Genomic DNA, 18250 nt, shown 5'->3' with positions numbered 1-18250 from the left:
GCAACCCATGCATTTCCGCTTCGAGCCCGAACGCAGACAGGCCGAGCAGGCGCTGATCGAAAGCGAGGAGCGGTTCCGGCTGCTGCTGGATTCCGTTTCCGAAGCGATTCACGGAATCGACCTGGAAGGGAGGTTCACCTTCTGCAATCCGGCCTGCGTGCGAATGCTGGGCTACGGCGCCGAGGAACTGACGCGGATGACGCTGCTGGACATCACGCCGGAATTCACCCGGGAACGATTCATCGATCTGGTACGCCCGCTGCGCGAGGACGCACAGCCGGCACTGACCTTCGAGACCGTTCATCGCCACAAGCGCGGACACGACATTCCCGTGGAGATCCTGCTTCAACGGGTGCACAAGAAGGGTACGGAATCGGGTTTCATGGCCGTTGTTCGCAACATCGGCGACATCGGCAACCGAGGGTGGCACGATGCCCAGTTGTCCAGGTTGATGCAGGCCGTCGAACAAAGCCCCAACACCATCGTCATCACCGACCTGGCCGGCCGTATCGAATATGCCAATCCGAGCTTCGAGAAATCGAGCGGCTATACGCTTGCCGAAGCCCGGGGCAAGAATCCGCGCCTGTTGCAGTCCGGCAAGACCCCCAGGGCGACCTACGAGGACATGTGGGCGCATCTCACCCGCGGCGACGCGTGGAAAGGCGAATTCATCAACCGGCGCAAGGACGGCAGCGAATACGTCGAGTTGGTCCATACCTCGCCCGTGCGCCGGCCGGACGGCAAGATTGTCAATTACCTCGGCATCAAGGAGGACATCACCGAAATCAAGGCCACGCAACGAACGCTGGCCGAACTCAATCAGCATCTGGAGCTCAAGGTATTGGAGCGCACCGCGGAACTGGAAAGAGCCAGGGCCGAAGCCGAGCAGGCCAATCGCGCCAAGAGCGCTTTTCTGGCCAACATGAGCCACGAAATCCGCACGCCGATGAATGCCATCCTGGGATTCGCGCATGTGCTGCGCCGCAATGGACTGACCTCGGAGCAGTTCGCGCAGTTGCAGAAAATCGATTCCGCCGCGCAGCATCTCCTGTCCATCATCAACGATATTCTCGATCTGTCCAAGATCGAGGCGGGCCATCTGGAACTCGACCAGACGGATTTCCATCTGGATGCGCTGTTCGACGATGTCGGCTCCATACTCGCCGGTCAACTGCGCACGAAGCAACTCGAACTGAGAATGGACGTGGGCGACGTTCCCGCCTGGCTGCATGGCGACCCGGTGCGGCTCCGGCAGGCATTGCTCAACTACGCCAGCAACGCCGTCAAGTTCACCGAGCGCGGCGGCATCACGATGCGGGCGCGTCTCCTCGAAGAAGGAATCGACGCCCTGAAAATTCGCTTCGAGGTCGAAGACAGCGGGATCGGCATTCCCGCCGACAAGCTGGACAAGCTCTTCGTCGCCTTTGAACAGACGGACTCCTCCACCACCCGGAAATATGGCGGCACCGGCCTGGGCTTGGCCATCACCCGGCACCTGGCGCACCTGATGGGCGGCGGCGCCGGCGTGGACAGCAAGCCCGGCAAAGGCTCGACCTTCTGGTTTACGGCCTGTCTACAGCATGGCCGAGGCACCGTGCTGGATATCGAGACCAAGGTGAGAGCGGAAGAAACCGACGTTCTGGCCGAGCTTTCCCGCCATACCGGCACAAGAATTCTGGTGGTGGACGACGTCGCCACCAATCGCGATGTGGTTTGGCACCTGCTCAAGGAAACGGGGCTCTCGATCGACACCGCGGAAAACGGCCGTGAAGCCGTGGACAAGACGCGTACCGGACATTACGACCTGATCCTGATGGACGTGCAAATGCCGGAAATGGACGGACTGGAGGCGACCCGCATCATTCGCCATCTGCCCGGATTTGAAGAAAAGCCCATTCTGGCGATGACCGCCAATGTTTTCGTCGAGGATCGCCAGGCCTGTACGGAAGCGGGCATGACGGACTTCATCGCCAAACCCGTGGAACCCCACCATCTCTACACCACCCTGCTGCGATGGCTGCCGCCCCCTTCCGTTGCCGCGCCCGTGCCGCGACCCCGACGAGGATCGAGCGCGGAAGCGCCACCGGCGGCCGGAGCAAGGGACGGGGACGGGGAGGAAACATTGCCGGGAATCGATGTCCGGCAAGGCTTGTCAATCTGGCGCAAACCGGCGCTGTACCGCAGGATTCTGCAAAAGTTCGCCGCTGAATACGCGGACAGCGCCCGCACCCTCGCGGACATCCTGGGCACCGCGGGCACCGGTGCCGCCGCGGCGCAGGCGCACAAGCTCAAGGGCGCCGCCGCGAATCTGGCGTTGGTCGATGTGGCGCGCCAGGCCGCTGCAATCGAGCGAACACTGAAGGCGGGCCATGACGCCGACGACCTGCTCTCCCAGCTGCGGCACGCCCTGGAAACCGCGCTGCGGTCGATTGCACGCTATGCCCCTCCCACGGAGGCCGTGCCGGACCACGCCATCGATACCGCTCCAGTGCCAGCGGAACAGGTGGCGCCTTTATTGATGGCACTTTTGCAGGCGTTGGACACGGACAATCCGGACAACGCCGAACCGGTATTGAAGCGGCTATCGACCTTGCTGCCGGCGGCGCGCCTGGCGGCCCTGAATGCGTTGATCGATGACTTCGACTTCCGTACCGCCGAAAACGCCGTACGCGAATTGGCCGAAGAAATCGGCATTCCCATGCGCTCCTGACGCCCGTCGCACCCCTGATCATCCGTCATTCCATCTGAAATATGATATGAATCAAATTTGACTTACATCAAGAACACCCTTCATCTTGCGACGCACAATAAACCATGGTCTTTGACATGGTTTTTCTACTAACGGAGCGCATGATGAAAAAAACCAAGCTTTTTACTCTGGCAATTGCTGCTGCTCTTGGCAGTTCCTCCGCGATCGCCGGCCAAGAGGAAGGAAACTGGATGTTCCGCGTTCGCGCCGTCGACATCCAGCCCGTCAAGGACTGGTCCGACGCCGGTGTGCTCGGTCTGTCAAAGAGTGATGTTTATGTGAAGGACAAGGCCATTCCAGAGGTGGATTTCACCTACTTCTTCACCAAGAACATCGCTGCCGAGCTGATTCTCACCTATCCGCAAAAACTCGACGTCACCTCGAAGACCCTCGGCAACCTCGGTTCCTTCGACGCCCTGCCGCCGACGCTGACGTTGCAGTACCACTTCATGCCCGACGCCAACTTCCGTCCCTACGTGGGCGCGGGCGTCAACTACACCTCGATCTCCTCCAAGAAGGTGAACAAGGTCGTCCCCCTGAGCATCGAGAACGACAGCTGGGGCGGTGCGCTGCAACTGGGTTTCGACTACAAGATCGGCGCCAACAGCTTCATCAACGTCGACCTGAAGAAGGTCTACATCGCCTCCGACGTGAAACTGAACGGCACCAAGCTGGGCAAGGTGAATCTGGACCCGATCCTGTTCGGCATCGGCTACGGCTTCCGCTTCTAATTTTAGGCTCGCCCCCCTTCGCCCCCCTCCGGGGGGGGGTCGATACGGCTCGCGGCGCTCGGATGTTTGAGGGAACGTTGTAGCAGCACCGATGGATTGCGGCTGGCGCTGCGTGCCGCTTTTCCCCATCGTGGGAAAGGCGGCGCGGCGGAAAAGCTTTATAGATTGTCAGCAAACCCGAGCCTTGGCTCGGGTTTTTTATTTCACCATGACTCCAGCCCGGTAGTTCGCTAGACTGCGCCGCAGCTCGATACAGCAGGTTTATCAAAAACTTACGCGCGTCCATCATATGCCGGTGCTTTCTGAAACTTGACCCGGTTCTCCCTCGCGCCGCTCCTATCTGGCTCCTGGAATCCGGGTCGTTCCAAGGAGTCATCATGGCAAAGACAAGCTCACCAAGACCGCCGTGGAGGCGGCCCAACCCCAGGCCAAGGATGTTGAACTGCGGGATACCGTGGTGCCCGGCTTCCTGTGCAAGATTACCCCGACAGGCCGCCGGGTGTTCATGCTCCAGTACCGCACGAACTCCGGCCAACCCCGCAAGCCCTCACTGGGGCTTTACGGGGAACTGACCGTCGAACAGGCACGGGTCAAGGCGCAGGACTGGCTGGCCGAGGTTCGCCGGGGCGGCGACCCCGGCGGTGCCAAGACCGAGGCACGCAAGGCGCCCACGATGGCCGAGTTGTGCAAGAAATTCTGGAGGACTACTCCAAGAAGCGCAACAAGCCCAGCACGCAGGACGGCTATCCCTAACCTTTGGGTGATCGTGAGGTGCGTCATCCACCAACGGCAGGCCCGAGGGGTTGAACATCCGTGTCTCACCGCCGAGCGCGCTCAGGATGCGCACCGCTTCTTCGACAGCCAGGCGGCTGAACGAGCGTTCGCGCAGCGAGCCGTAGAGCAGCAGGAAGCGCGGCGCGTGGGTGGCACGCTCGGGCGCCATCAGCCGCTGGGCATCGGGTTGCTGGAGCAGCGCGGTGTCGATATTGGGCAGGTCGATTCTGGATTCAGACACGGCGGCCTTCCGCATTCACGACGGCTTCGCCGTCTTCCTTGCTGAATGCACCGCGCTGCGGCTGGGGCAGGATGTCCAGCACCGCTTCCGAAGGTCGGCACAGCAGTGTGCCCAACGGCGTGACCACGATGGGGCGGTTGATGAGGATGGGGTGCTGGAGCATGAAGTCGATCAACTGCTCGTTGCTCCACTTGGGATCATCCAGGCCCAATTCCGCATAAGGTGCGCCTTTCTCGCGCAGCACCGCACGCACTGGCACGCCCATCGCGGCGATCAGCGTTTTCAGCGTCTCGCGGTCGGGGGGTGTTTTCAAGTATTCGATGACGGTCGGCTCTTCGCCGCTGTTGCGAATCAAGCCCAGCACGTTGCGCGACGTACCGCAGTCGGGGTTGTGATAGATGGTGATCTGGCTCATGCCATTGCCTCGGTTCAGGGATTCGTGGGGTTGGCGGAATACATGCTGGCGCCCTTGAGCCGCCACCGGCGGCCCAGCCGCAAGGCGACATGCACCAGCAGGATGAGCACCGGCACTTCCACCAGCGGCCCGATCACCGTGGTGAAGGCGACAGGCGAAGCCAGGCCGAACGACGCGATAGCCACGGCGATGGCCAGCTCGAAGTTGTTGCCTGCGGCAGTGAAGGCGATGGCGGTGGTGCGTGGGTAGTCGGCCTGGATCAGCCGACCCATGAAAAAACTGATGAGGAACTGGATCACGAAGTAGAGTGTCAGCGGCACGGCAATCTTCAGCGCGTCCATCGGCAGGCGCACCACGTCGGCACCTTTGAGGCTAAACATGGCCACGATGGTGAACAGTAGCGCCGCCAGCGTGATGGGACTGATCCGCGGCAGGAATGCACGCTCGTACCAGTCCTGGCCCTTGCGTCGAATCAGCGAGCGCCGGGTCAGGTAGCCGGCCAGGAACGGGATGCCCAGGTAAATCAGTACCGCCTCGGTGATCGTCCAAAAGCCCACGTCGATGACGCTGCCTTGCAGGCCGAACACAGGCGGCAGCACCGACAGGAAGAACCAGGCATAGGTCGAGAAGAACAGGATCTGGAAGATCGAATTGAAGGCGACCAGGCCCGCGACGTACTGGTTATCACCACGCGCCAACTGGTTCCACACAAGCACCATAGCGATGCAGCGTGCCAGTCCAATCAGGATCAGGCCGGTCATGTATTCCGGTTGGTCGCGTAGGAAAATCACCGCCAGCACGAACATCAGCACCGGCCCGATGATCCAGTTCTGCACCAGTGACAGCAGCAGCACGCGCCGGTCGGCGAAGACCTCGTGCAGCGTCTCGTAGCGCACCTTGGCCAGCGGCGGGTACATCATCAGGATCAGGCCGATGGCGATCGGGACGTTGGTCGTGCCGATCGAGAGCGCATTGAGCGCATCGGGCAAACCGTCGAAGAACGTGCCCAATGCAACACCCAGCGCCATCGCGGCGAAAATCCAGACGGTGAGATAGCGATCCAGGAAGGACAGGCGCGAGGGCGTGTTCAGCATCGAATGCCCGCTTTGGGGGCTGTCGTGATTCATGAGGTTTTCCTGTTTGCCAAAGCCCGCAGACGCTCCACTCCCACCGGCTCTTCGGTCAGAAGCGGCACGACAGCATGGCGTCGGGCATGTTGTGTGGCCACGGCGTCGATTTCCCGCAACTCGTTGCGTGCGCGCTGGCGCAGCAGCGGGGAATGCGGATGTGCGGCCGCCACGCTGTTGTTAACGATCCAGGCCCACGGCTCGATGCCCGCGCGGCGCAGGTCGTCTTGCAGGTTGGCCGCTTCCAGCACGGGCGTGGTTTCGGCCAGGGTGACAATGAGCACCTTGGTCTGCTTCGGGTCTTGCAACTGCATCATCGGCGTCGTGAAGTGAACGCCCGTCTCACCCATCTGCCGGGCGATATCGCGGTGGTATGCGCCGGTGGCGTCGAGCAGCAGCAAGGTGTGGCCCGTGGGCGCGGTGTCCATCACCACGAACTTTCTGCCCCCTTCGCGGATGGCACGGGAGAATGCCTGGAACACCGCGATTTCCTCGGTGCAGGGCGAGCGCAGGTCTTCTTCCAGCAAGGCGCGGCCTTCGGCATCGAGCTGCGCGCCCTTGGTGTCCATCACATGCTGGCGATAGCGCGCCGTGGCCTCCTGCGGGTCGATGCGGCTGAGCGCCAGATTGGGAAGCGAACCTTCCAGCGTGTCGGCCAGATGCGCAGCCGGGTCGGAGGTGGTGAGATGCACTGGCAGGCCCCGGCCCGCCAGCTCCACGGCAATGGCGGCGGCCAGCGTGGTCTTGCCCACGCCCCCCTTGCCCATCACCATGACCAGACCGTGCCCATCGGCAGCGACTTCATCGACCAGGGCGGACAAGTCCGGTGCATTGATCTGGTCGGGCAGCTCGATGGCATCGGCGCCATACATGGCGTCGGTATCGACCAGCAGGTGGCGCAGGGCGTCGAGGCCCACGAGGTTGAACGGCTTGAGCGCGATCTGATCCCGAGGCAACGCCTGGAGGACAGACGGAATGGCGGTCAGCGTAGCCTGCTCTTTTTCGTAGATGGCAGCGGCAAGCGTATCGGTTTCGGCCTCGCTGGCAGGAAATACGCCGTTGATGACCAGGTACTGCTGTGACAGGCCGATAGCGGCCAGTTCTTCATGGGTGCGGGCCGCCTCGCGCAGCGTGGGGCGCTGCGCACGGGCAACCAGCACCAGGCGAGTGCGCAAGGGATCGGCCAACGCATCTACCGCAGCCTTGTACTGACTGCGCTGTTTTTCCAGGCCCGCCAGCGGCCCCAGGCACGACGCATCGCCTTTGCCTGCTTCCAGAAAGCCACTCCATGCGCCCGGCAGTTGCAGCAGGCGGATGGTGTGGCCGGTAGGGGCTGTGTCGAAAATGATGTGCGCGTAATCCTGCGTCAGCGCCGCATCGGTCAGCAGGGCCGTGAACTCGTCGAAGGCGGCGATCTCGGTGGTGCAGGCACCCGACAGGGATTCTTCGATGCCATCCACTACCGCGTCGGGCAACACGCCTCGCACTGGGCCGACTATGCGGTCACGGTACGCTTGCGCGGCTGCCTGCGGGTCGATTTCCAGTGCCCATAGATTCGGCACGGCGGCAATCGTCGTGATGTGGTTTCCGATGCGTTCTCCGAAAACCTGCCCCACGTTGGAAGCCGGGTCGGTACTGACGAGCAGGACACGCTTGCCCTGGGTCGCCAGTTGCACGGCCGTTGCGCAGGCGATGGAGGTCTTGCCGACGCCCCCTTTGCCGGTGAAAAACAGGAAGCGAGGCGGCTGGGTCAGGAAGTGCATGGAATCTCCTCGTTCAGCAGCAGCGGCCGCCAGAGCAGCAGTCGTTTTGGGCTGGAGAGGCTTCGGGCGCCTCGATGCCAGCCCAGCGGGTCAATTCGCTTCGGCTGGGGTAGCGGCCGGCCAAGGCCACCTCACCATCGACCAGAACCAGGGGCAGAGCCTCTTGGCCCGAGCGTTGCAAAAAGCCTTTCACAGTCGGGTTTTCGGCGAAAGCGAGGGGTTGCTGCGCCAGGTTGAAGCGTTCGACCTGAGCACCGTTTTGCTTGGCCCAATCCACATCGACGGCGAAGTTCACCAAGTTTTGATCCACTTCAACGCCACATACGCCGGTGCTGCAACACAGCGCCGGGTCGAAAATCTGGATGTTTGGCATGGGGTGTCCTTTCAAATTTGGTTGTTGATGAAGTGACGCTCTTCACTCTTGGGAATAGAAGCCGATGCTGCGGTTCAAGTCATCGACGCGCAGGTGGACGTGGAAGCGCTTCATGGAGAGTTCCTTTCAGCAGGAGGCACAGGTGGAGGGAGATTCAGTGACTTCGCATACGCCGCCCTGGCAGCAGTGCTCGGTCATGTAGCCAAGCAAACTGTTCATCTGCGCGAAGTCGGCGCGGTAGATCAGGTTGCGCCCTTGCTGCTCGATGGTGACGAGGCCAGCGTGAGCCAGCTCCTTCAGATGGAAGGACAGGGAGTTGCGGGCGACGTCGAGGTGGTCGGCCAGTACGCTGGGCGTCAGCCCCTCGGGGCCGGCGACGACAAGGGCGCGGAATACGCGCAGACGCTGGGTGTGAGCCAAGGCACCGAGGGCGGAAACAGCTTTATTTTCGTTCATGGTTCGATAGTACAACATTTGTTGAATCAATGAGCAAGTAACCATCAGAAAAAGCTCCTCGCATCCAGGCATACCGCCGTCGGGTTCGCGGGCTGTGCCCCGCGCTTCGTGTCGAATCACGGCCATCCGGCTTTGCCCCCCCCCCTGACGCCTCCGACCTGCGTGCTCCGCTCGCCTAAAACCGACGCATATGGAGGTGCAAGGGAGGCGGTCTTGCTGTTTCCTTCATCGTGCCACGGCGTGCTCACCGTCAAGGGCTGCGCGCCGATGGCGCTTGCGTCCTGGCGGCCGTCGTTGACCCCTGACTGCTTGCGCTGCGCCGTGCCCCGAAAGGGTCGGGCAATTCCGCCCGGCAACCTTTCAGGAGTTCACCATGAACTGCGCATTCATCACCGACGAGCAGCGTGCGCTGCTGCTGGCCAACGGCCGCGAATCCTTGGAGAACCCGGACTTCGATCCGGCACCCGTGGTCAAGCTGTTCACGCCGGATGGCGGCGCGACCTGGCTGCTGAACCGAGATTGATCCCGACGACCACGACCACGCCTTTGGTCTTTGCGGCCTGGGCCTGGGGATGCCGGAAATCGGCTGGGTCAGCCTGGGCGAGCTGGCGACCGTGCGCGGCGGGCTGGGCCTGCCGATCGAGCGTGACCTGTCTTTCCGGGCCGAAAAGCGGTTGAGCGCCTATGCGCGCGATGCGCGTCTGGCCGGGCGGATCGCTGTCTGACCTGGCCTTGGGAGCGCCGCAAGGCGCTCCTTGTGCTTTCTCAACCTTTGCAGGAGATCAATGCCATGAGCAGCCATCACGACTACATCATCGAAATCACGGCGCAGCACGATGCGCTCAAGCCGTTCGCGCCGGAGAACGGCCAGCCCCTGCGCTTCAAGGTCGGCGACGCAGTGATCTACACCAACGAGTTTGGCGCGCAGTTCCGGCGCGCGTTACCGGGCTCTACCAGACCACCGAGCCTTCGGGGCTGTATGCGCGTGGCAGGCGCTACTACCTGAACTCGACTTCGCCGTGGATGCCGGTTGCGGAATCCAGCCTGCACCCTGACGACTCGGCGTGATGCCTTCGCGCCCCTGACGGGGTGCTGCGCGCTGCGCTTGCCTCCAGGGGAAAGCCCTGCGGTCTATCCCCGCCGCGCGATGCTTGCTTCGTACGCTACGCCGACGACTGCAACGTCTATGCGCACAGCCGCCGTGCAGACGAGCGGGCGATGGCTCTGCTGCGCAAGAGCTACGCCAAGCTGCGGCTCAAGGTCAATGAGACCAAGAGTGCAGTGGCGAGCGTCACGGAAAGGCAGTTCCTGGGCTACAGCTTCTGGTTTGCCAAGGAAGGAGTGAAACGCAAGGTGGCGGCGAAGCCGCTGGCGACGTTCAAGCAGCGGGTGCGGCAACTGACCCGGCGCTCGGGCGGGCGCAGTATGGCGGAAGTCATCGAGCGGTTGCGACCTTACCTCTTGGGATGGAAGGCCTACTTTGGGTTGGCGCAAACGCCGGGCGTCTGGCGCACGCTGGACGAATGGTTGCGGCACCGGCTACGGGCAATACAACTCAAGCACTAGAAGCGCGGTAGTACGATCTACCGGGTGCTGACCAACCTCGGCGCCGCCGAGCCTGTAGCCGCACGCGTGGCAGGGAATTCCCGATGCGGGTGGCGAAACAGCGATGGCGACATCAAACGGGTGCTCACCATTGCTTATTTCGACAAACTCGGCGTACCCCGTCTCTCATGACCTCAACTTCTCGAACCGCCCGGTGCGGACCCGCATGCCGGGTGCTGTGGGAGGGGCGCAGCCTATAATGGCCGCCCCCTATCCCGATTGGGGCTGACGCAGCCGCGCCAGAAAGCGCAGGTCGCGTCCCACCTTGCGCAGGTCGCGGATGTCCAGCTCGCGCCGGTCGGCGAGTTGCCGCAGTTCGGGCAGGTCGAACATGCCGCGGGCCGCGTCGCCGATCAGGATCGGCGCCTGGTAGATCAGCAGTTCGTCCACGCAGTCCTCCCGCAGCAGGGAGCCGTTGAGCTTGAAGCCGGCCTCGGCCAGCACTTCATTGACGCCGCGGCGCGCCAGTTCCGCCAGCAGCGCCGGCAGATCCACCTTGCCGGCGGCATTGGGCACGACGACGATCTCGGCGCCCCTGGCCCGCAAGGCGTCGGCGCGCGCGGCATCGGCGTCGGCGCAGGCGATCAACACCGCGCCGCCATCCAGGATCTTCGCCTCGGCGGGCGTCTCCAGACGGCTGTCGACCACCACCCGCAACGGCTGGCGCGTGGTGGGCACATCGCGCACCGTCAGGCGCGGATCGTCGTCCCGCACCGTGCCGATGCCGGTCAGCACCGCGCAACTGCGGGCACGCCAGCGGTGGGCGTCGCGCCGTGCCTCGGGGCCGGTGATCCACTGCGACTGGCCGTTGTTGAGCGCGGTCTTGCCGTCCAGGCTGGCGGCGACCTTGAGCCGCAGCCAGGGCCGCTGCCGGGTCATGCGGGAATGGAAGCCGATGTTCAATTCCCGCGCCTCGGCCTCCAGCAGACCCGCCGCCGTCTCGACGCCGGCCTGGCGCAGCAGGGTCAGCCCCTGGCCCGCCACCTGCGGATTGGGGTCTTGCATGGCGGCCACCACCCGCCCCACGCCGGCGGCGAGCAGCGCCTCCGCGCAGGGCGGCGTGCGGCCGTGATGGGAACAGGGCTCCAGGGTCACGTAGGCGGTGGCGCCGCGGGCCAGTTCGCCGGCCGCGCGCAGGGCGTGCACCTCGGCATGGGGCGCGCCGGCCTTTTCATGCCAGCCCTCGCCCACCACCCGGCCTTCCCGCACCAGCACGCAGCCCACGCGCGGGTTCGGCGTGGTGGTCCACAGGCCGCGCCAGGCCAGGCGCAGGGCCTGGGCCATGTATCGATGATCGCTGTCGGAAAACATCAATTATCCTAAATCGGCCAAATCGGAAGCAAACAGTGAAAGCTTCGGTGAAGAACTTTGCCGTTTGGCCGGAAAAACATCAGAAGGCCCGCCCCCTCCCAACCTCCCCCTCTCCGGGGGAGGTGACGATGTCGGCTCGCTACGCTCGAATAGTAAACCTGCCGTTCCAATCGGCGATTCCACCGCAACGTTTCAGCCGCCGACGCGCGGCGCCTGCACTTCGCGGATGGCGTCGGAGAACTCGTCGACGTCCTCGAAGTTGCGATACACGGAGGCGAAGCGGATGTAGGCCACCTTGTCGAGTTTCTTGAGTTCCCGCATCACCAGTTCGCCGATGCGCCCGGACGGAATCTCCCGCTCGCCCAGGGCCACCAGTTTTTCCTCGATCCGGTCCAGCGCCGCGTCGATGCTCTCGGTGGTCACCGGACGCTTGCGCAGGGCCAGCGCCATGCTGCCTTCGAGTTTTTCCCGGTCGTAGGCCGCGCGGCTGCCGTTCTTCTTGACGATCTGCGGCAGCTGCAATTCCACCCGTTCGTAGGTGGTGAAACGCTTGTCGCACGCCGGACAGCGCCGGCGGCGACGGATGGTGTCGCCGTCCTCATTGACCCGGGAGTCCACCACCTGGGTATCGCCGCCGGCGCAGTAGGGACACTTCATATGTGGAAATCGACCGCCCTGGATTGTTGCCTAAACAGAAACAATAAGATACGCCCGGTCAGAGAGCAATGACCCGACCCGCACCCCGACTGACACTCAATTTTCAGGCCCTGCCCGCCATCCTGGATTGTAGTTCACCAGGAACCAATCAATCCAGGACCAACATTCACCAACGTACCCGACGGCCAGGCCGTCGGGATGGGTTTCCTCCGTTCCCGGCGTCAGCCATACACCGGGAATTTCCTGCACAGGGCGGCAACGTCGCCCCGCACCCGGGCCAGCACGGTCTCGTCCTCGGGGGCGTCGAGCACGTCGGCGATCAGGTGCGCCACCTGCTCGGCCTCGATCTCGGTGAAGCCGCGGGTGGTCATGGCCGGCGAGCCGATGCGGATGCCGGAAGTGACGAAGGGCTTCTCCGGATCGTTGGGAATCGCGTTCTTGTTGACCGTGATGTGGGCCCGGCCCAGGGCCGCCTCGGCGGCCTTGCCGGTGATCTTCTTGGCTTGCAGGTCAACCAGGAACACGTGCGACTCGGTGCGGCCGGAGACGATGCGCAAGCCGCGGGCGATCAGCACCTTGGCCATCACCTGGGCATTCTGGATCACCTGCTCCTGGTAGCTCTTGAATTCCGGCGACATCGCCTCCTTGAGCGCCACCGCCTTGGCGGCGATCACGTGCATCAGGGGGCCGCCCTGCAAGCCGGGGAAGATCGCGGAGTTGATCGCCTTCTCGTGCTCGGCCTTCATCAGAATCAGGCCGCCGCGCGGGCCGCGCAGGGTCTTGTGGGTGGTCGTCGTCACCACGTCGGCATGAGGCACCGGGTTGGGATAGAAGCCGGCGGCGACCAGGCCGGCGTAGTGGGCCATGTCCACCATGAAAATGGCGCCGACTTCCTTGGCGACCTTGGCGAAACGCGGAAAGTCGATCTTCAGCGCATAGGCCGAGGCGCCGGCGATGATCAGCTTGGGTTTGTGCTCGCGGGCCAGGCGCTCCATCTCGACGTAGTCGATTTCCTCCTTGGCGTCGAGGCCGTAGGGCACCACGTTGAACCACTTGCCGGACATGTTCACCGGCGAGCCGTGGGTCAGATGGCCGCCCATCGCCAGGTTCATGCCGAGGATGGTGTCGCCGGGCTTGAGGAAAGCCATGAACACCGCCTGATTGGCCTGGGAGCCGGAGTTGGGCTGGACGTTGGCGGCTTCGGCGCCGAACAGCTTCTTGGCGCGGTCGATCGCCAATTGCTCGGCCACGTCGACATGTTCGCAGCCGCCGTAATAGCGCTTGCCCGGATAACCCTCGGCGTACTTGTTGGTGAGCTGGGAGCCCTGGGCCTCCATCACCGCGCAGGAAACGTAGTTCTCCGAGGCGATCAGTTCGATGTGATCTTCCTGGCGGCGATTCTCGTCCTGAATCGAGGCCCACAGCTCGGGATCGGTCTTGGCAAGGGAGTTCTGCTTGGAAAACATGGCGCTATCCGTGGAATGAGGGGAAACGGCGAATTTTATCATGGGGGCGGGCGCCGACTCCGGCCCCCGCGGCCATCCATGGCGCACAATGCGCCGCCGGAGGAACCATGAAAACCCTGCTCGCGCCCTTGCTCGCCATCTCCCGCCTGATCGACGCCCTCAACCAGCGCATCGGCCGCGCCATCCCCTGGCTGGTGCTGGCGATGGTGCTGCTGTCCGCCGGCAACGCGCTGGTGCGCAAGATCTTCGACAGCAGCTCCAACGCCTACCTGGAAGGCCAGTGGTACATGTTCGCCGCCCTGTTCCTGCTCGGCGGCGGCTACACCCTGCTGAAGCAGGAGCACGTGCGCATCGACGTGGTCTATGGCCGCTTTCCGCGCCGCGTCCAGGTCTGGATCGACATCCTCGGCACCCTGCTGTTCCTGCTGCCCTTCGCGCTGCTGCTGCTCACCCTCTGCTGGCCCTATTTCCTCGACGCCTGGCGTTCCGGCGAGGTCTCCGCCAACGCCGGCGGACTGACCCTGTGGTGGGTCAAGCTGTTCATGCCGCTGGGCTTCCTGCTGCTGGCCCTGCAAGGCGGCTCCGAACTGATCAAACGGGCGGCCTTCCTCGCCGGACTGGCGCCCGATCCGGCCCGGTCCGCGAATCCCTCGGACGAGGAACGGACATGATGGAATTTCTTGCCGCCAACCTGGCGCCGGTCATTTTCGCCTCCCTGATCCTGTTCCTGCTCGCCGGCTATCCAGTGGCCTTCGCCCTGGCCGCCAACGGCATCTTCTTCGGCCTGATCGGCATCGCCCTCGACGTGCTGCCGCCGGCCCTGTTCCAGGCCCTGCCGGAGCGGGTGTTCGGCGTGATGAACAACGAAACCCTGCTGGCGGTGCCGTTCTTCACCTTCATGGGACTGATCCTGGAACGCTCCGGCATGGCCGAGGACCTGCTCGACACCATCGGCCAACTGTTCGGCCCGGTGCGCGGCGGACTGGCCTACGCGGTGATCCTGGTGGGCGCGATGCTGGCCGCCACCACCGGCGTCGTCGCCGCCTCGGTGATCTCCATGGGGCTGATCTCGCTGCCCATCATGCTGCGCCACGGCTACGACCATCGCCTGGCCGCCGGCGTCATCACGGCCTCCGGCACCCTGGCGCAGATCATCCCGCCCTCGCTGGTGCTGATCATCCTGGCCGATCAGCTGGGACGCTCGGTGGGCGACCTGTATGCCGCCGCGCTGCTGCCCGGTCTGCTGCTGACCGGCTGCTACGCCCTGTTCGTGCTGGCGGTGTCCATCGTCCGCCCCGACTGGGCGCCGGCCCTGCCGCCGGCGGCGCGCAGCCTGGGCGGCCGGCGCATGGCGCTGAAGGTGGTCACGGTGCTGGTGCCGCCGCTGGGGCTGATCTTCCTGGTGCTGGGCACCATTTTCCTCGGCCTGGCGACGCCCACCGAGGGCGGCGCGATGGGCGCCACCGGCGCCCTGGCGCTGGCCATCCTGCGCCGCCGCCTGTCCTGGGCGCTGCTGCGCCAGGCGATGGACAGCACGGCGCGGCTGACCACCTTCGTGGTCTTCATCCTGCTCGGCGCGCGGGTCTTCAGCCTCACCTTCTACGGCGTCAACGGCCACGTCTGGGTGGAGGACCTGCTGCACCACCTGCCCGGCGGGCAACTGGGCTTCCTGATCGCCGTCAACCTGCTGGTCTTCGTGCTGGCCTTCTTCCTCGACTTCTTCGAGCTGTCCTTCATCCTGGTGCCCCTGCTCGCCCCCGTGGCGCACAAGCTCGGCATCGACCTGGTCTGGTTCGGCGTGCTGCTGGCGATCAACATGCAGACCTCCTTCATGCATCCGCCCTTCGGCTTCGCCCTGTTCTTCCTGCGCTCGGTCGCGCCGCCGACGATCCGCAGCAGCGACATCTACTGGGGCGCGGTGCCGTTCGTGCTGATCCAGCTGCTGATGGTGGGACTGGTGATCGCCTTCCCGCATCTGGCGAGCAGCACCAAGCCCGCCCAGGCCCCGGCGGGAGAAGTCGGCGTGGAATCGTTCGAACCGGGCGGCGCGGGGTCGGGCCAGGCGATGGACGTCGACGATCCCGGACAGGTGTTCCTGCGGCAGATGCGGGGCGAGCGCCCCTGAGCCTTCAGCGGGGGCCGGCGCGCCCCGCCACGGCCATGAAATTGTCGTAGGGCCGTTCGGCGATGCCGAACCAGGCCACCTGCTCGTTGCGGAACCGCTGCCAGGCGTCGTAGACCTTGCGGAACTCCGGGTTCCTGGCGGCGTTCTCCTGGTAGATGGCGGTCGCCGCCTGGTATCCGGCCTGCATGATCTCGTCGGAAAACCGCCGCAACCGGGTGCCGGACTCGATCAGGCGCTTCAGCGCCGGCGGGTTCTTCACGTCGTAGGCGGCCTGCATGTCGGCGTGGGCGTACAGGCAGGCGTCCTCGAGGATGGTCTGGTACTCGGCCGGCAGCCTGGCCCACTCCTGGAGATTGACGTAGATGCTGAGCTGGGGGCCGCCTTCCCACCAGCCGGGGAAGTAGTAATAGCGCGCCACCTTGTTGAACCCCAGCTTCTCGTCGTCGTAGGGGCCGACCCACTCGGCGGCGTCGATGGCGCCCTTCTCCAGGGCCGGATAGATCTCGCTGCCGGGAATCTGCTGCGGCACCACGCCCAGCCGCGCCAGCACCTGGCCGGTGAGGCCGCCGACGCGGAACTTGAGGCCCTTCAGGTCGGCCAGCGTCCTGATCTCCTTGCGGTACCAGCCGCCCATCTGGGCGCCGGTGTTGCCGCAGGGAATGCAGAGGATGTTGTGGGGGCGGAACAGCTCCCGCATCAGGGCGAGCCCCCCGCCCTGCATCATCCAGGCGGTCTGCTGACGGCTGTTGAGGCCGAAGGGCATCGCGGTGTCGAAGGCGAAGGCCGGGTTCTTGCCGATGTAGTAGTAGCTCGACGTGTGGCCGATGGGCACGGTGCCCTCCCTCACCGCGTCGAACACGCCCGGCCCCGGCACCAGCTCGCCGGCGGCGAAGACCTGGATCTGGAAGCGCCCGCCGGTGGCCGCGGCCACCCGGCGCGCCACGGTGTTGGCGGCGTCGAAGATGGTGTCCAGGCTCTTGGGGAAGCTCGACGCCAGACGCCACTTGATCCGTGGACCATCGGCCAACACAGGCGCCGGCAGCGTCGCCGCCGCGAGTCCGGCGCCTTGCAGGAAACGACGACGCTCCATGAGCGGTCAGTTTCCGGCAATGGTCATGCCATCGACCAGGATCGAGCCCACCTGCTTGGAGCCCCGCACCAGCACGTCGTTGCCCACCGCCACGATGCCGCGCAGCATCTGTTTCAGATTGCCGGCGATGGTGATCTCATGCACCGGATAGGCGATCTCGCCGTTCTCCACCCAGTAGCCGGCGGCGCCGCGGGAGTAGTCGCCGGTCACGTAATTCACGCCCTGGCCCAGCAGTTCCGTCACCAGCAGGCCGGTGCCCATCCGCCGGATCAGACCGGTGAAATCCACGCTGCCGGGAACGATCAGGTTGTGCGCGCCGCCGGCGTTGCCGGTGGTCTGCATCCCCAGCTTGCGGGCGGTGTAGCAGGAAAGCAGGTAGCCCTGCAGCACGCCGTCGGCCACCAGATCGCGGTCGCGGGTCGCCACCCCCTCGTCGTCGAAAGGGCTGGAGGCCAGCCCCCCGGGAATGTGGGGACGCTCGACGATCTGCATGAAGCTGGGGAACACCTGCTGGCCCAGCGCATCGAGCAGGAAGGACGACTTGCGGTAGAGGCTGCCGCCGCTGATCGCATGGGTGAAGTTGCCGATCAGCGCGGCCGCCAGCGGCGCCTCGAACAGCACCGGTGCCTTGCGCGTCTTCAGCTTGCGGGCGCCGAGTCGGGCCAGGGCGCGCCGTGCCGCATAGTCGCCGATGGCTTCCGGCGCCGCCAGCGCCAGCGGGTCACGCTGTCCGGAATACCAGTCGTCGCGCTGCATGTCGTCGCCCTCGCCGGCGATCACCGAGCAGGAAACGTAGTGGCGCGAAGAGGCATAGCCGCCCATGAAGCCCAGGCTGTTGGCGGAAACGAAGTGGGACTGCTGGATCGAGACGCTGGCGCCCTCGGAGTTCTTCACCAGGGGACTGACGTCGAACGCCGCCTGCTCGCAGCGCCGGGCGATGTCGATGGCCTCGTCCATCGTCAGATACCAGGGATGGTAGAGATCCGGATCCCGCCATTCACGCGCCAGCAGGGCTGCGTCGGGCAGGCCGGCGCAGTCGTCGGCCGCCGTGAAGCGGGCGATGGAGAGCGCCGCGTCCACCGTGGAGCGCAACGCCTCGGCGGAAAAATCCGAAGTGGACGCGTGGCCCCGCCGCTGCCCCAGGTACACCGTGACGCCGATGCCCTTGTCGCGGTTGTATTCGATGGTCTCCACTTCCTGGCGGCGCACCGACACCGATTGGCCGAAGCCTTCCGAGACATCCACCTCGCAGGCGCTGGCGCCGCCGGCACGGGCGTAGTCGAGGGCGTCCTGAGCCAGTTGGCGCAGACTTTCCTGGGAATTGCTGAAGGTGGAGCCGGACATGATCGGGACGGTTGGAAGGACGG

Annotated in this window: 16 protein-coding genes and 5 pseudogenes; 9 read left to right on the top strand and 12 right to left on the bottom strand. The window is 64.6% G+C overall.

Translation table 11 applies throughout. The features are described from left to right. Positions 1–7 precede the first annotated feature (7 nt). From B9N43_RS14635 to B9N43_RS14625, 3 genes and pseudogenes are all read left to right on the top strand, one after another. The gene (locus B9N43_RS14635; protein WP_186453843.1) at positions 8–2710 is read left to right on the top strand and encodes a PAS domain S-box protein; all 2703 of its coding nucleotides are present in this window, start codon (positions 8–10) and stop codon (positions 2708–2710) included. A gap of 104 nt (positions 2711–2814) precedes the next feature. Continuing rightward, positions 2815–3480 (top strand): OmpW/AlkL family protein, encoded by a 666-nt coding sequence (locus tag B9N43_RS14630; protein WP_315904548.1) that lies wholly within the window; start codon positions 2815–2817, stop codon positions 3478–3480. 352 nt (positions 3481–3832) lie between these two features. Continuing rightward, a pseudogene (locus tag B9N43_RS14625) lies at positions 3833–4227 on the top strand (Arm DNA-binding domain-containing protein); the annotation flags it as partial. 49 nt (positions 4228–4276) lie between these two features. On the opposite strand, the pseudogene B9N43_RS17805 reads toward B9N43_RS14625, so the two are convergent. The 7 genes and pseudogenes from B9N43_RS17805 to B9N43_RS14590 all read right to left on the bottom strand — a co-directional run. Further along, positions 4277–4423, bottom strand: a pseudogene (locus B9N43_RS17805) (arsenical resistance protein ArsH); the annotation flags it as partial. A 64-nt stretch (positions 4424–4487) separates the two neighbouring features. After that, complete coding sequence (arsC, locus tag B9N43_RS14615) at positions 4488–4910, bottom strand: arsenate reductase (glutaredoxin) (RefSeq protein ID WP_145842925.1); 423 nt, start codon at positions 4908–4910, stop codon at positions 4488–4490. Between the two features lie 14 nt (positions 4911–4924). Further along, on the bottom strand, positions 4925–6004 hold the full coding sequence (arsB, locus tag B9N43_RS14610) for an ACR3 family arsenite efflux transporter (protein ID WP_021204056.1): 1080 nt from the start codon (positions 6002–6004) through the stop codon (positions 4925–4927). A gap of 29 nt (positions 6005–6033) precedes the next feature. Continuing rightward, a complete protein-coding gene (arsA, locus tag B9N43_RS14605; RefSeq protein WP_145842924.1) occupies positions 6034–7800 on the bottom strand; it encodes an arsenical pump-driving ATPase in 1767 nt (588 codons plus the stop codon). 13 nt (positions 7801–7813) lie between these two features. Then, on the bottom strand, positions 7814–8173 hold the full coding sequence (gene arsD, locus B9N43_RS14600) for an arsenite efflux transporter metallochaperone ArsD (RefSeq protein ID WP_145842923.1): 360 nt from the start codon (positions 8171–8173) through the stop codon (positions 7814–7816). Between the two features lie 48 nt (positions 8174–8221). Continuing rightward, positions 8222–8287, bottom strand: a pseudogene (locus tag B9N43_RS14595) (glyoxalase/bleomycin resistance/dioxygenase family protein); the annotation flags it as partial. A gap of 12 nt (positions 8288–8299) precedes the next feature. Further along, positions 8300–8629 (bottom strand): ArsR/SmtB family transcription factor, encoded by a 330-nt coding sequence (locus B9N43_RS14590; protein WP_145842922.1) that lies wholly within the window; start codon positions 8627–8629, stop codon positions 8300–8302. A gap of 373 nt (positions 8630–9002) precedes the next feature. On the opposite strand from B9N43_RS14590, the pseudogene B9N43_RS14585 reads away from it, so the two are divergent. From B9N43_RS14585 to B9N43_RS17430, 4 genes and pseudogenes are all read left to right on the top strand, one after another. Further along, positions 9003–9354, top strand: a pseudogene (locus B9N43_RS14585) (DUF2958 domain-containing protein). A gap of 65 nt (positions 9355–9419) precedes the next feature. Beyond that, positions 9420–9697 (top strand): annotated as a pseudogene (locus tag B9N43_RS14580) (hypothetical protein). 21 nt (positions 9698–9718) lie between these two features. Further along, complete coding sequence (locus B9N43_RS14575; RefSeq protein ID WP_222428750.1) at positions 9719–10195, top strand: group II intron maturase-specific domain-containing protein; 477 nt, start codon at positions 9719–9721, stop codon at positions 10193–10195. 24 nt (positions 10196–10219) lie between these two features. After that, positions 10220–10366, top strand: a complete 147-nt coding sequence (locus B9N43_RS17430; protein ID WP_222428749.1) for a hypothetical protein — start codon at positions 10220–10222, stop codon at positions 10364–10366. A 78-nt stretch (positions 10367–10444) separates the two neighbouring features. On the opposite strand, the gene ribD is transcribed toward B9N43_RS17430, so the two are convergent. The 3 genes from ribD to glyA form a co-directional block, all read right to left on the bottom strand. Then, positions 10445–11545, bottom strand: a complete 1101-nt coding sequence (gene ribD, locus B9N43_RS14570; RefSeq protein WP_222428748.1) for a bifunctional diaminohydroxyphosphoribosylaminopyrimidine deaminase/5-amino-6-(5-phosphoribosylamino)uracil reductase RibD — start codon at positions 11543–11545, stop codon at positions 10445–10447. A 192-nt stretch (positions 11546–11737) separates the two neighbouring features. Next, complete coding sequence (gene nrdR, locus B9N43_RS14565) at positions 11738–12202, bottom strand: transcriptional regulator NrdR (protein WP_145842920.1); 465 nt, start codon at positions 12200–12202, stop codon at positions 11738–11740. 221 nt (positions 12203–12423) lie between these two features. Then, positions 12424–13668 carry a serine hydroxymethyltransferase gene (gene glyA / locus B9N43_RS14560; protein WP_145842918.1) on the bottom strand — a complete coding sequence of 415 codons (1245 nt, stop codon included), beginning with the start codon at positions 13666–13668 and terminating at the stop codon, positions 12424–12426. 107 nt (positions 13669–13775) lie between these two features. Here glyA and B9N43_RS14555 point away from each other — a divergent pair, with 107 nt between their 5' ends. Next, the gene (locus tag B9N43_RS14555) at positions 13776–14339 is read left to right on the top strand and encodes a TRAP transporter small permease subunit (protein ID WP_145842917.1); all 564 of its coding nucleotides are present in this window, start codon (positions 13776–13778) and stop codon (positions 14337–14339) included. Continuing rightward, positions 14336–15793, top strand: coding sequence for a TRAP transporter large permease subunit (locus tag B9N43_RS14550; protein ID WP_145842916.1), 1458 nt, complete (start codon positions 14336–14338; stop codon positions 15791–15793). Before B9N43_RS14555 ends, B9N43_RS14550 begins: the two co-directional genes overlap by 4 nt. A 4-nt stretch (positions 15794–15797) precedes the next feature. Here the strand turns inward: B9N43_RS14550 and B9N43_RS14545 are convergent, their stop codons facing one another. Both B9N43_RS14545 and pmbA read right to left on the bottom strand, forming a co-directional pair. Then, on the bottom strand, positions 15798–16883 hold the full coding sequence (locus B9N43_RS14545; protein WP_145842915.1) for a TRAP transporter substrate-binding protein: 1086 nt from the start codon (positions 16881–16883) through the stop codon (positions 15798–15800). Positions 16884–16889: 6 nt separating this feature from the next. Next, positions 16890–18227: a metalloprotease PmbA gene (gene pmbA / locus B9N43_RS14540; protein WP_145842914.1), complete on the bottom strand. Its 1338-nt coding sequence runs from the start codon at positions 18225–18227 to the stop codon at positions 16890–16892. Positions 18228–18250: the final 23 nt, after the last annotated feature.

The organism is Denitratisoma sp. DHT3, from assembly GCF_007833355.1.
Taxonomy (GTDB): domain Bacteria; phylum Pseudomonadota; class Gammaproteobacteria; order Burkholderiales; family Rhodocyclaceae; genus Denitratisoma.
Note: the sequence above shows the minus strand (reverse complement) of the source record. Positions and strands in the feature narration are given on the sequence as shown.